We start from the raw sequence: 13,578 nt of genomic DNA, 5'->3' as shown, positions 1-13,578 counted from the left end.
TATGGAATTTAGAGATAACAAGGCAATATACCTTCAAATAGCAGAATATGTTTGCGAACATATCTTGCTCGGAAAATGGAAAGCCGATGAGAAAGTTCCTTCGGTGCGGGAACTGGCTGTAGAAATGGAAGTAAACCCTAATACGGTAATGCGCACCTACGAGCTGCTACAAAACAAGAACATCATTAACAATAAAAGAGGAATTGGTTTTTTTGTAGATGAAGCGGCAATGGATAATGTAAGAAACTACAGAAAACAGCAGTTCATTATAGATGAGCTTCCCGTAGTATTCAGGAACATCTATTTATTAAATATTGGTTTTGATGAACTGAAAAGCAAATACGAAACATTTGTAAAAGAAAATTTTAACGCTTAAAAACATGAAAACAAGCAATAAATTATTAATTAGCCTGGCGGTACTATTAATTGTTATACCGATTATAGTTGTAGCTGTAAATATTAAAATGAACTATGTTGCATCTACCAGTGGGAGCTTTGTAGACACTCAAGTAGCGAACTCAGAACCTTTTGAAAAGAAAACAGCAAATAGGGCTTCAATACCCATAAAAACCAAATTTAGCACTATTAACATCAATAATGGAAAAAGAGTATTTCTAGAATTACATTTCATTGAAAGTGAAATGTACGGAGTAAAAGTACCGGAAGATATTAAGGATGATATTAAATTTAATGTAGACAACAGCGGTGTATTACAAATCGATTTTGATGACAAACTTGATGGATCCCATACAGGCGACACCATTGTTATAGTAGTTTATAGCCCAAATATTCATGCACTTAACCTAAATAATCTTTCGAGCGTAGTTCTAACAGCAAGAGCGGATACATTAAGCATTAATATGAAAAGATCTGGCTCGCTAAGCCTTGGCACGCCGATAACATTTAGCGTAAATGAGAAAATTACGAGAGTAATTAATCAAACAGACATCAAACAATTGAATGTAAATCTTGATAGCGCGTCTTTTTATTCATCTAACAGTTCTTATAAAAACCTTAATATCAACTGTAAAGATTCATCAGTTGACATTAAAGGAGATCAAAAGAACAGCATTGACAATCTAACAATCAACACCTTCAATACGTCTGAAATTACGCTAGAAAATGTTATGATTAACAATATTTCAGGTGACTTTTCGGATAAAACAAAAGTTCAAATGCCTGTAAAATACTTAAAGCAAATGTTTAAGAAATAATTTTAATGAAGCTATACTATAGGTTAAATTCAAGCCCTGTCACGTTGAGCTTGTCGAAACGCTTTATCAAAAGCATTTAAACAGTTCCTTCGACAAGCTCAGGATGACAACTCTATTTTATGATACACTCGTTTTTTTACGATTTAATGTATTTACAAACATCTTTTATTCTCGTTATTTAAAAAGGGCATGATTTTTAAGCTAACTAATTGGCAAAAGTTTAACTTGGGCCGATTAGCTTTTTAGTTTTACATCATTACCCCCATTATGAAGAGATTTTTTCTTTTATTTGCCCTCAGCCTGTTCGTTTTTAGCCATGTACATGCACAAAAAATAGACACCCTATCTATCACCCTTGATAACGTTAAATACCCATATCCGGTTAAATATTTTCCTATCAATACCGAAGGGCAAGATATTAAAATGGCCTATATGGATGTTGCGCCCACCGCAGCAGCCAACGGAAAAACAGCAATCCTTTTCCATGGAAAAAATTTCGGTGGTTATTACTGGGGCAACGTAATTAAAGCCCTAACCAATATCGGTTACCGGGTTATCGTACCTGATCAAATTGGTTTTGGTAAATCATCAAAAGCATTTATTCATTACAGTTTCCACCAAATGGCTAGCTGGAATAAACGACTACTAGATACGTTAGGCGTTCAAAAAACCGTAGTTTTAGGTCATAGTATGGGCGGTATGCTGGCTACACGTTTTGCTTTGATGTATCCGGAAACGACTGAAAAACTTTTGCTCGAAAATCCAATCGGATTAGAAGATTATAAAACTTTCATTCCTTATATCACCACAGCGCAGCAGTACCAAACGGAACTTAAAACCACAGCAGAAAGTGTTCGTAAATATTACCAGGGCTCTTACTTTACGTATTGGAAACCTGAATACGAATACCTGGTGAGCATTGCGGGAGGGGTAACCAATAGTTCCGACTACCCGCGTTGGGCTAAAGTTGCCGCGTTAACTTATACCATGATTTATGAACAGCCTGTGGTATACGAATTTCAGAACTTAAAGGTACCTACTGTTTTATTTATCGGAAAAGAAGATAAAACGATCGTCGGCAAAGGCCTGCTTACGCCAGATCAACAGGCTTTACACGGGCAATATAAACTTTTAGGAAAGCAGACCGCAGCTAAAATTATCGGCGCTAAAATTATCGAATTTGATGCCTGTGGCCATATTCCGCATATCGAGATTCCGACGGAGTTTTTGGTGGCGTTAACTGGTAGTTTGTAATACGAAGAAGTCAAATCACGAAGGATGTCATCCTGAGCTTGTCGAAGGAAAATCTTTCGTGATTTTTTTAAGGGTCTTCGACAGGCTCAGACTGACAGCAGGAATACCGAACTTAATTTTTAATTAACCTCTTTCCCTACAATTTTATTAATACCTTGCATTTCGAAATCTATGTCCTGCCCCATCGATTTCATTTTACCATACAGCTCAACACGGAGGTGGCTGTTAAGTACAATTCCAGTTTTCATATCAAGTGAGGTTTCTCCCGAGTTGGTTCCTTGTAAATCAGTTTCCATTTTGTTGCCCATCACTTCAAAATTTCCTTTTGAGACTAATGTTCCTTTTACGCTTAAAATAGCAATACCATCTTTCACTTCCTTCAATGTGTATTGTGTAATCGTTTCAATCGGCATGCTCATCTGCATTTTGGTATCAACCGTCCAGCTGTCGCCTATTTTAACGGGTTTATCAGGGTAAATTTTAAATGACGATTCCATGGTCTGTTTTATCACCTCGTTGCTAAATTGTTTACTTAAAGCATTTTTAATCTGTTTAACCTGACTGGTATCCTTAGTCATCCTGGCCGCCATATTATCGAGCATTTTATCAATACCAGCAACTGTTTTAATCGCACCATTTGGGGCTACAGTCATATAAAAAGAAGCTCCTTTTAAGCCGCTAAAAGGATTCTTTTTGGTACTATCCTGATCATCGGATTTAAGGGTCATGGTATTACCCATTGCTACAGATTTCATAAAAATTCTGTTGTATATTACTTTCACATCCTTTTCACCGCTATGACCTTCGGTAATATCAAAAGTATAATCCGTTCCAATGCTTTGGGTTAAATGTACATCGCGGCCAGCAATTTTCTGGTTAATGATCTGTTCGGAAGTAAGTGTGAAATCGTACTTATAGCCCGTTGGATAATTTTGTCTTAACACATAGGTTTTCTGTGCAAAGGCAGTTATAGAGACCAGGCTCCAGATGATTATTGTAACTATTTTTATTTGATAATTGACCATTTTAACCTGCAGGCTGTTGTGCAAAAATGCGGCTTAACTGAAAATATAATTCCGGATGTTTTTCCCTTAACTGTTCAGGTTTTTCGAAGAAATATTCAGAAACCACAGCAAAAAATTCAGCCTGATTGGTAATGGCATAAGGGTTAATATCCGATTTATTGTCTTCAATTTTTTCCATTTCTTCATGCATCATCTTAATCCAGGGCAAAGTATATTCATGTGCAATTAAATTCTCTGGAACACCATCTGTTGCGCCGTCAGATTTATCCAAAAGGTGCACAAATTCGTGTATAGCCGTATTTTCTTTCCCTGCACTTTTAGAAAAACCATGTCGCAAGGCCGAACGTGATAAAATCATCTGTCCATTCATATAACCAGTTCCTACCATGCCCATAATATTCCTTTCGCTACCTTCAAACTGGAAATCTTTATTAAAAGTATCCGGATACAATAAAACGCTGGTTAAGTTTTTGTATTGCCAATCATCAAAACCAAAAATGGGGATAACCGCACTTGAGGCAATCAGCAATTCGTCTAATGTTGTCATTTCTAAACCCACCGCTTCGATCTTAACCGTGCTGAAAAACGCGGCCACTTTCTGCTCAAACCTCATCTTATCGGTCGAATCGAGATTATGGTAAAACCCTACATAGTCATCCAGTATCTTTTTGTCTACATCCGTTAAAGGCTCAACAGTAACCTTCTTTTTTTTAAGGATAAGATAAAGGGCAATTAGAAAAATAGGAATTAAGTAGGCAAGTGGAAGCGAGTTCATAATAAGGATTACACGGATTTAAAGGATTGCACAGATTTAGGGTGATTATAAGAATTTAACAGATGGACAGATAAGGGTTAGCTTTCGATAATTTCTAATTGGATCAAAACATCCTCACGTGTAACCGGGTAGGGTTTATTGTTTTTTATGGCTTGATAAACAGCTTCGAAAAGCGGTAAATAACTTCCTACTTCTGATGGAATTGTCTCCTCAGTTTTATGGCCTTCAGCATCAATAGTTGTTAATAAACCATCTTTACTTGCAGACTCAATGCCATAGCGCGGATCGGTTAATTTCATACCCGCCAGCAACTGTTCTTCCTGAATATCCGTTCTTTGTTTAATAAAACTTCCATTTACGCCATGTAAAATAAACCCCGCCTGTGGGTTTACCACCAACATGCTCGAAGTAACAAAAACATACAAACTATTAGGGTAACTCAGTTGGATCGAGAAATAATCGTCTACCAAAGTACCTACTCTATTCTTACCCAGTATTTTATGGAAACTTAATGGCTTGCCAAACAGGCTGATTACCTGATCTAAAAGGTGCGGGCCTAAATCGTATAAAAGTCCGCTGGCCTCTACCGGGTTTTCTTTAAATGCCTTAGGCCCAATCACATTACGATAGCGATCGTAACGCATATGAACTTCAACCAGCTTACCCAGTTTACCGCTTTCAATCACCTTTTTCACAGCGGTAAAGTCACTGTCCCAACGACGGTTCTGGTAGAAAAAGATTTGCTTCCCTACGCTATCGGCAAGTTCAAAAAGTTCTTTCGCCTGTGCAGCTGTTGCCGTAAATGGTTTCTCAACCAGAATATGTTTATGCCTGGTTAATGCTGCTTTCGAATGCTCATAATGAAGATTATTGGGCGTATTAATAACAACCAATTCTATTTCGGTATCATTTAAAAGCTCATCAACGCTATTATAACTTGTAATATTGGGATAATCATTAACTGCATTTTTATGGCTGCGTTCTACTATAGCCTTTAAATTGAACCCGCTATGTGCCTGTAAAAAGGGAGCATGAAAAACTTGCCCCGACATGCCATAAGCTAATAAACCCGCGTTAATTGTTTTATTGATATTCGTATCCATAGGTTATAAATGTAGCTAAAAATACAATTACGATTCAAGCTTTAATGTTAAAACTGCAAAGCTTTTACTTAGGCCTTACACCTTTTTACCTTATCTTTGCCAGATATGAAGCCGTCGGAGATTAATGCCAAGTGGAAAGTTTTACAGGAAAAGATTTCGAAGGAATTTGATTCGGATTTTCCTGACTTAAAAGTAATGCTTTTTCTAATTGGTGTTCAGGAATTGGGCAAAGGGCCAAAAAAATACAGCAAACGCCAAAAAGAGGAGCTGATGCACATAGCAACTTGCCGTTTATTGAGCGAAATGGGCTTTTATGAGCTTGAGGGTTTGGATCAGGATGGTTGGCCACATTGGAAGTTAATTAAAGCAATTCCGCCTTATACCATGCTCGAGCAGGAAATGCTGATGAAATCGCTCGTGGTAAGTTATTTCGAAGATATTTATTCGGCGGATTAACTTCCTTACCGTGGTGTCAGATATTTCTATCTGACACAGATTTACCCAGTCAGATGGTAACATCTGACTGCACAGTACGATTCTTTCTTTTTGGAAAGCAAGGCCATTTGCTTTTTTTAATATCAGTACCTTTTCGCTATATCTCCCAATCCGATGAAGAATCGGGATCGGGAGGATGTCGCTTCAATCCCGTTTAGATCATTCATGCAAGTATTTGGGGTTGCAGGGCGGTTAGAAAACTTCCGAAGTTAGCCTCGGTTTGGGCTAAGCGAAACTTCGGAAGTTTGGCCTGCCCAGCACCAAACCCAAGTTAACTAAACCCGACAGCAGCGAACACCGAACGCAGTGAGGTAAAGCGAATACCGGGGCTTTCGGAACCGACGAGCACAGGAACCTGATTTTCAAAAAACAGACTAAATTTATTAATCGAGTGTCAGATGGTAACATCAGACACCACATCAACACAGTAATCCAACTTACCCAAGCAGCACAAACCCAAGTCAACTAAACCCGACAGCAGCGAGCACCGAACGTAGTGAGGTAAAGCGAATGGCGGGGCTTTCGGAACCGATAGACAGAGGAACCTGCTTTTCAAAAGACTAAAGAATATACACTAACAGTGTCAGATGGTAACATCCGGCACCACAACTAACTCTGCAAGAAAACTTACGAAGTCTATCAGATTCCCAGCCCAAGCCGACTTCGTAAGTTTCATGGGGCAACAAAAAACCCCGGTGGATGTACACCGGGGCTGCATTTATAATGACCTCATAGGTAGAGGGAAATTGCGATATTATCCTTGTTTTTGTGCTGTCGCTTTTAATGCATCGTTAGCAACGATTACAATCTCTACACGACGGTTAGCTGCACGGCCTGCATCGGTTTCGTTATCTGCAATTGGCTCAGCAAAACCTTTACCAATGGTAACTAACCTTGATGATGGAACACCTTGAGAAACCGCATAAGCTTTAACCGCTGCTGCTCTTCTTTCTGATAGGCCCATATTATATTGTTCTGTACCACGGCTATCGGTATGACCGATAATTTTGATATCAGTATCAGGATATTGATTTAATGAAGAAGCTAAACTCTGGATGTTTGTTTTAGCCGCATCTTTCAAAGCCGTTTTATCGAAATCGAATAAAATACCACTATCAAATTTTACAATAATTCCTTCACCTTCACGAATAACTTCTGCGTTAGGAATAGCTTTCTGAATTTCAGCTGCCTGTCTGTCCATTCTACGGCCGATAAAAGCTCCCGCTGTACCGCCAATAGCACCACCAATTAAGGCGCCAACTGCTGTATTACCGGCTTTTTTACCGATCAATGCACCAATAACACCGCCAGCTGCAGCACCAATACCAGCTCCTTTTTGTGTTTTAGTTAAACTATCACAACTTTGGAATGCCATCGAACCTACTGCTAACCCTATACTTAATGTTGCTATTCTTACTTTTGAAATACTCATAATAATCTAGATTTATAATTTCTACTCCTTATATTCAAACACAATGCCAAAAAGTAACCGAACTGGATTTTCTGTCTGTTTTGACCAAATTTTAGCCTAAATAAAAATTATACGCACAAAAAAAGAGTCCCGAATTAATGGAGACTCTTCGATAATGTATCATTCTTAGTACAAAAACTAGGCAGAGAAATAACTCTCCAACTCTTTCAATGTATTTTCGTCTGTTTTAAAATCTTTAATTACCTGCCCTTTTTCAACCAAAATGATCCGGTTACAAACGTCGGTAACGTGATTTAAATCATGACTGGAAATAAAGGTAGTCATGTTGCCTGTCTGCTCTTTCAACAATTTCTTTAAACGGATCTGCGTGGTTGGATCGAGGTTGGCAAAAGGCTCATCTAAAATTAAGATTTCCGGCTTCTGCATCAGGGCAGCCGCAATTCCTACTTTATTCTGATTTCCTTTACTAAAATCGCGGATGTATTTTCCACTGTTTAATATTTCGCCATTAAAAAACTCGCCATATTGGTTTAGGTAGGCAGAAACATCAGCCACACTTAAGTTATGCAAACTGCCAATAAAAATGAAATACTCCTCTGGAGTTAGGTAATCGATCAGAAAACCTTCATCCAAAAACGATGCGGTATAGTTTTTCCAGTTATCGTTGTGCATTACATTTTCGCCCTTTGATAAAACCTGGCCATTGGTTGGGCGGATTAAATCTAAAAGCATCCGGAAGAAAGTGGTTTTACCAGCGCCGTTATTTCCAACTAAGCCAACGGTTTCGCCTGCGGTAATCTGCAAATCCTCGATGTTTACAACGGTTTTATCGCCATAAACTTTTTGTAAATTCTTAACTTCTAAAATCATAATTATTCTCTAAAGCCTTCGGCTATTTTATAACGTTGTAATTCTAATCTTTTTGCAATATAGTTAACCCAGTAAGCTCGCATGAATAACATGATAAGGCCAAAAAAGCCGATTGTCATTAAACCCAGGTACGGCCTGTTTAAATAACCAAAAGGCAAATAAACAAGATAGGGAATAAGTATAAAAGGGATCATTAAAATCCATTGGGTAGCGCCCATACCCTGAAAATTAAAGCTAGCACTTCTTGTGATATCAATCCGTTTGTAATTAAAAGTGGCTAAATACAAAACCAGAACTGTACAGAAGCCAATGTTATACAGATATGCCGCTAAGTGTAATAATAAAAGTTTTGGACTTAAAAAGCCATAAAAACTGGCTAAAATAGTTGTTATGGTACACATTATAGTAAAGAGTAAAAACTTGCCTTTGATGTAATCTTTAAAGTCGATTTTATTTATGAGTAAACCATCAAAATGTGAGCTTTGCCACGCAAACATAAACTGGCCATAACTAAGTACAGAAAAACCCGTCATAAAAATTGCCGCAAAAATCATCTTACTAAAAGAATCTGCTGCAATATACGGGGCCTTATAAAAGAGGTATCCATATAATAAAAAGAACAGCCCCATAAATACCGAGTAACGCGGCCGTTTGTGCCTTAAAATTAATTTGAGTTCTAGTGCAGCCAATTCGCCAGCTTTCCCAAATCGGTTTAAAAAAGCATAATCAGTACTTACTTTCTTCTCCTGTTTCGAACCTAATTCTTCTACATAAAGATTTCTGCGCAGGTAATTAGAATTGAGGATAAAAATTACAGATGCTATAACTGGAAAGATAAGCCCCAAATAAGGTTTATCGGCCATCTCGCTAAAAACAAAGTTAGATGCGACCATGATAGAAATCACCTTATAATATTCTAAGGCGGCAAACACGCCGATTATAACCAAACCAACCAAGGTAAACAATACATTGGTGATCGATTTACGCTTAAGGTATAGTATAAAATAGTTGTTAAATACCATTATGGAGAGGATAGCGACAATGTACATTACTGCAACTAACGCACCATCTATACTCCATATCTCGATGAATATGAACGGAAAAAACAAGAAAAATGGCCATAAATTAAAGGCCGAGAAAAGTGCCTTTGCATTTAAAAAATTGATGATCTTACGCTTTGGTATCTTGAGGTGCAAATAAGGAATGATGCTCAGTGTCGGGATGTCCTGAAGCTGTAACCGCATCAAAAAATCGAATGCGAAATAATATAAAATTATTCCGTTGAAGCTTGTCATTACAGTTTGATTGGGGAAAATTTTTGGGAGAAAAATTGTCATACCAAAGCCAATCCCCACTGCAACAACAAGAAAATAAAGCATAAAAAAACCAATAATGATTTGTGTAGCAATACTACCGCCTTTATTCCGCGAACGCCAGAAAGATTTTCTTTGATGGCTTAAAAAAGTACTCAGCATATTTAGTTTAGATGTTAATGTGGTTAATATACTCATTAGTAGTCATTCGACAGAAAATGTTACACTAATACTTGTATTTGTCTTTCCAGTTCTGCTTAAGCTTTTCACGCAACTTCTCTTCTGCAGGGTTTTTCCCCGGATCGTAGAGTTTTGTGCCACTTAATTCTTCTGGAAAATATTCTTGTGGTGAAAAATTGCCTTCGTATCCGTGCGAATATTGGTAATCTTTTCCATAACCGATATTTTTCATCAATTTGGTCGGTGCATTACGGATATGCAAAGGCACAGGCAAATTTCCTGTCTGTTTAACCAAGGCCTGTGCTTTGTTAATGGCCTCGTAAGCTGCATTGCTTTTAGGCGAACTGGCCAGATAGGTTACACATTGCGATAAGATGATCCGCGCCTCCGGATAACCGATTACATTTACTGCAGTAAAACAATTATTGGCCAAAAGCAGGGCATTAGGGTTGGCATTGCCAATATCTTCTGAAGACAAGATCAGCAATCTACGGGCAATGAAAAGTGGATCTTCACCCCCTTCTATCATTCGAGCCAGCCAATAAACAGCTGCATTGGGGTCGCTGCCACGGATGGATTTAATAAAGGCCGAAATGATATCGTAGTGTTGCTCTCCGGCTTTATCGTATAACGCAAGGTTCTGCTGTGCATGCGCCAGTACATTTTCGTTGGTGAGTATAATTTTATTTCCACCGATGCCATTAATGGCAATTTCGAGCACGTTTAACAATTTCCGCGCATCACCACCCGATAAACGGATCAATGCTTCGTGCTCTTTTATAGTAATATTCTTCTCTGAGAGAATGCTATCTTTTTTAATAGCTGTTTCCAATAAACCCGCTAACTCCGTTTCGGTTAACGATTTTAAAATGTAAACCTGACAGCGGGAAAGTAAAGCGGAGATCACCTCGAAAGACGGATTTTCGGTCGTTGCACCAATTAAGGTAACCAAGCCTCTTTCCACTGCCCCCAATAAACTATCTTGTTGCGATTTACTAAAACGGTGAATCTCATCAATAAACAAAATGGGTAGGCCTAAAAAACTATCCTTCAGCTGTGCGGCCCTATCAATTACCTCCCGAATATCCTTCACACCACTGTTAATGGCGCTTAAGTTAAAAAACGGGCGATCTAGTGCCTGCGAAATGATATAGGCCAAGGTTGTTTTACCCACACCTGGAGGTCCCCAAAAAATCATGGAAGGGAGCTGACTGCTTTCGATCGCTTTGCGTAAAACCGCACCTTCTCCAACTAAATGCTGTTGACCAACATATTCATCGAGATTTTGAGGGCGCATACGTTCGGCTAAAGGAGGCAGGTTTTCCATAATGGTAAATATATAAAAATTGAGTATTTTGTTTGTCGATAATTTACTAACCAAATATTGAAAGCATAAATCCCAGGTTGTTAAAACAAAAGGACGAATGCTTTAGTTCTAATTTATTACTATGGACACTAAAAACTTAGATCACCTGGTACTAACGGTTGCCAATTTAGAAAGCACTTGCAGGTTTTACAGCCTTGCCCTGGGAATGGAAATTATTGAATTTGCCGAAAACAGAAAGGCTTTGAAATTTGGGAATCAGAAAATTAACCTGCACCAATATGGAAGTGAGTTTGAACCAAAAGCTTTCAAACCCATGCCCGGAACAGCCGATCTATGTTTTATTACCGATTTCCCCTTACGCGAAGTGATACAGGAACTTAAAGAAAAATGCATCGAAATTGAGGAAGGGCCTGTAGAACGCACTGGCGCCAATGGGAAAATCATCTCTATTTACCTCCGCGACCCGGATATGAATTTAATTGAAGTGAGTAATTATTTGTAAACTCCTCGCAAAGACTTTTTGCCACGGAAGCACAGATTGACACGGAGATGGTAACGCTTTCATCGTCCTCGTTTGCAACGAGGATGGAGGAGAAAGGCGATTTTATCGCCATTTGGTTTGTTTATCTGCATTACAAATGCAGATCTCGATAATCCTCGTTACAAACGAGGACTATTTAAGTTGTTTAAAGAAAAGCCTTCGACAGACTCAGACTGACACCTCAACATTTCATTACCAAAAAAGGGCTGTTTTGATTGCATTAAGATTCCCAATCAAGTTGGAAATGACGCCCCGTATTGTATTAAGTTTCAAGAAATTAATCTTCAATCTTCGAATGGTGTTTCGTATCTTTCATCGTGGTATATAAAATCAACGAGATTAAAATACATCCGGTTACATACCAGTAGAAATAATTTTCGTGACCGATGTTCTTAAACCATAGCGCAAAATATTCTGCCGTTCCACCGAAAATGGCAACAGTTAAAGCATATGGTAAACCCACACCCAAAGCCCTGATTTCGGCAGGGAACAGTTCTGCCTTGACTACAGCATTAATACTCGTATAACCGCTCACGATAATCAAAGCGCCAATCATCAGCAAGAATATGATAGTAGTATTGGTTTCTCCAGCCAAACCGGTTAAAATTGGATAAGTACATAAAGTACCCAGCACACCAAAACCAATTAATAAAGGTTTACGCCCAATTTTATCGGATAACAGGCCAAACAGCGGCTGCATAACGGCAAAAACCAACAGAGAAATGAATGATAATGTTGTGGAGGTTTCTTTACTGAGATGTACCGTATTAACCAGAAATTTCTGCATGTAAGTGCTAAATGTATAAAAGGCAATCGTTCCGCCCAAAGTTAAGCCTACTACGGTAAAAACTTCTTTTGGATATTTCATCAGTACCGCAATGCCACCTTTTTTGTCTGCCGAGTTTTTGCTTTTAAAAGCTGAGGTTTCGTCGATATGTCTACGTAGGTACAGCGCGATGAAAGAAAGTATGGCGCCGATAAAAAATGGAATCCGCCAGCCCCATTCATGCAGTTCGGCAGGTGTAAGCAACCAGTTTTGCAAAATTAATTGAATACCTAAGGCCAATAATTGCCCACCGATCAGGGTTACATATTGAAAGCTTGAATAAAAGCCTCTATGTTTTTTAGTGGCCATTTCACTGAGGTAAGTGGCAGAAGTACCGTATTCGCCGCCAGTACTCAACCCCTGAATCAATCTTGCAAAAATGAGTAGTAACGGTGCTGCAATTCCAATCTGTTTGTAACCTGGAGTTAAACCGATAATTAATGACCCAATGGCCATAATGAGAACAGAAAGTGTCATCGATCTTTTTCTGCCTAACTTATCGGCAATGCTGCCAAACAACCAGCCACCGATAGGCCGCATTAAAAAGCCTACGGCAAAAATACCTGCAGTATCTAATAACTGTGCAGTTGGATTGCTATTCGGGAAAAAGGCAGGAGAGAAATAAAGCGCAAAAGCAGAATAGGTATACCAATCGTACCACTCCACAAGATTACCCACCGAACCGCCAAATATAGATTTTAACCGATATTCTATATCTTTAATTTCGTTCTGTTGTAATGCTTCTTCCATGTAGAATGATTGGATATTGATTGAATGAAACTTAAATCTATAAACCTGAGTTCGATAATTATTAGCTGAAAATCATATCTTATACACGCCTAATCCAGCTTTATCGTCCTGCTGAATTTATTTCAGCATCTTTTTAGCGTGAAAGACCCTGAAATAAATTCAGGGTGACGACCGCCTTAACTGAAAACTTGATTAAAACGTCACAAAGTGAGATTTAATAATCGAACTCAGGTTATAACAGTTGTTAATCAAAAATATGATAATTTTATAAAGAAAGAGCGGAGTTGTTTTTCATCCCGACCTCACCTGTCTTCCGCACTGGGACACCCAGTTTCAAAAGTTGAATAATTGGCTTAAGTATTTCTGCTCTTCATTCAAGATTAAAGTTTGCTCGACCACTTCATTATTTAATGGATTAAGAACCTTCAATGAATAAATAGTTTTTGCAATTTCAATCGCTTTCTCTGGACTAA

At 38.4% G+C, this 13,578-nt stretch carries 13 protein-coding genes; 5 read left to right on the top strand and 8 right to left on the bottom strand.

Going from position 1 to position 13,578, the window contains the following annotated elements:
- The first annotated feature begins 1 nt into the window (after position 1).
- The 3 genes from AW17_RS02120 (at position 2) to AW17_RS02110 (ending at position 2,468) form a co-directional block, all read left to right on the top strand.
- Positions 2-376, top strand: a complete 375-nt coding sequence (locus tag AW17_RS02120; RefSeq protein ID WP_029274442.1) for a GntR family transcriptional regulator — start codon at positions 2-4, stop codon at positions 374-376.
- Between the two features lie 4 nt (positions 377-380).
- Entirely contained in the window at positions 381-1,214 is an 834-nt protein-coding gene (locus AW17_RS02115) for a GIN domain-containing protein (RefSeq protein ID WP_029274441.1), read from the top strand.
- A gap of 267 nt (positions 1,215-1,481) precedes the next feature.
- The gene (locus tag AW17_RS02110; RefSeq protein WP_029274440.1) at positions 1,482-2,468 is read left to right on the top strand and encodes an alpha/beta fold hydrolase; all 987 of its coding nucleotides are present in this window, start codon (positions 1,482-1,484) and stop codon (positions 2,466-2,468) included.
- Positions 2,469-2,587: 119 nt separating this feature from the next.
- Here AW17_RS02110 and AW17_RS02105 read toward each other — a convergent pair whose 3' ends face one another.
- The 3 genes from AW17_RS02105 to AW17_RS02095 all read right to left on the bottom strand — a co-directional run bounded on the left by AW17_RS02105 (position 2,588) and on the right by AW17_RS02095 (position 5,371).
- Complete coding sequence (locus AW17_RS02105; protein WP_029274439.1) at positions 2,588-3,493, bottom strand: DUF6263 family protein; 906 nt, start codon at positions 3,491-3,493, stop codon at positions 2,588-2,590.
- A gap of 1 nt (position 3,494) precedes the next feature.
- Positions 3,495-4,268, bottom strand: coding sequence for a M90 family metallopeptidase (locus AW17_RS02100; protein ID WP_029274438.1), 774 nt, complete (start codon positions 4,266-4,268; stop codon positions 3,495-3,497).
- A 77-nt stretch (positions 4,269-4,345) separates the two neighbouring features.
- The gene (locus tag AW17_RS02095) at positions 4,346-5,371 is read right to left on the bottom strand and encodes a Gfo/Idh/MocA family oxidoreductase (RefSeq protein ID WP_029274437.1); all 1,026 of its coding nucleotides are present in this window, start codon (positions 5,369-5,371) and stop codon (positions 4,346-4,348) included.
- Between the two features lie 105 nt (positions 5,372-5,476).
- Between AW17_RS02095 and AW17_RS02090 the strand changes: the two genes are divergently transcribed.
- The gene (locus AW17_RS02090; RefSeq protein ID WP_029274436.1) at positions 5,477-5,827 is read left to right on the top strand and encodes a hypothetical protein; all 351 of its coding nucleotides are present in this window, start codon (positions 5,477-5,479) and stop codon (positions 5,825-5,827) included.
- A gap of 793 nt (positions 5,828-6,620) precedes the next feature.
- Here AW17_RS02090 and AW17_RS02085 read toward each other — a convergent pair.
- From AW17_RS02085 to AW17_RS02070, 4 genes are all read right to left on the bottom strand, one after another.
- Entirely contained in the window at positions 6,621-7,298 is a 678-nt protein-coding gene (locus AW17_RS02085; RefSeq protein WP_029274435.1) for a YiaD family glycine zipper/OmpA-like lipoprotein, read from the bottom strand.
- Between the two features lie 177 nt (positions 7,299-7,475).
- Positions 7,476-8,168, bottom strand: coding sequence for an ABC transporter ATP-binding protein (locus tag AW17_RS02080; protein ID WP_029274434.1), 693 nt, complete (start codon positions 8,166-8,168; stop codon positions 7,476-7,478).
- Positions 8,169-8,170: 2 nt separating this feature from the next.
- On the bottom strand, positions 8,171-9,679 hold the full coding sequence (locus AW17_RS02075; RefSeq protein WP_245234992.1) for a DUF5687 family protein: 1,509 nt from the start codon (positions 9,677-9,679) through the stop codon (positions 8,171-8,173).
- Positions 9,680-9,707: 28 nt separating this feature from the next.
- Positions 9,708-10,988: a replication-associated recombination protein A gene (locus AW17_RS02070; RefSeq protein WP_029274431.1), complete on the bottom strand. Its 1,281-nt coding sequence runs from the start codon at positions 10,986-10,988 to the stop codon at positions 9,708-9,710.
- Positions 10,989-11,109: 121 nt separating this feature from the next.
- On the opposite strand from AW17_RS02070, the gene AW17_RS02065 reads away from it, so the two are divergent.
- Positions 11,110-11,490 carry a VOC family protein gene (locus AW17_RS02065; protein WP_029274430.1) on the top strand — a complete coding sequence of 127 codons (381 nt, stop codon included), beginning with the start codon at positions 11,110-11,112 and terminating at the stop codon, positions 11,488-11,490.
- A 316-nt stretch (positions 11,491-11,806) separates the two neighbouring features.
- Here the strand turns inward: AW17_RS02065 and AW17_RS02060 are convergent, their stop codons facing one another.
- Positions 11,807-13,105, bottom strand: a complete 1,299-nt coding sequence (locus AW17_RS02060) for an MFS transporter (protein WP_029274429.1) — start codon at positions 13,103-13,105, stop codon at positions 11,807-11,809.
- Positions 13,106-13,578 lie beyond the last annotated feature (473 nt).

This window comes from Pedobacter borealis DSM 19626 (genome assembly GCF_000708285.2).
GTDB classification, from domain to species: Bacteria; Bacteroidota; Bacteroidia; order Sphingobacteriales; family Sphingobacteriaceae; genus Pedobacter; species Pedobacter borealis.
The sequence above is the reverse complement of the archived record's forward strand: the minus strand, read 5'-3'. Positions and strand labels throughout refer to the sequence as shown.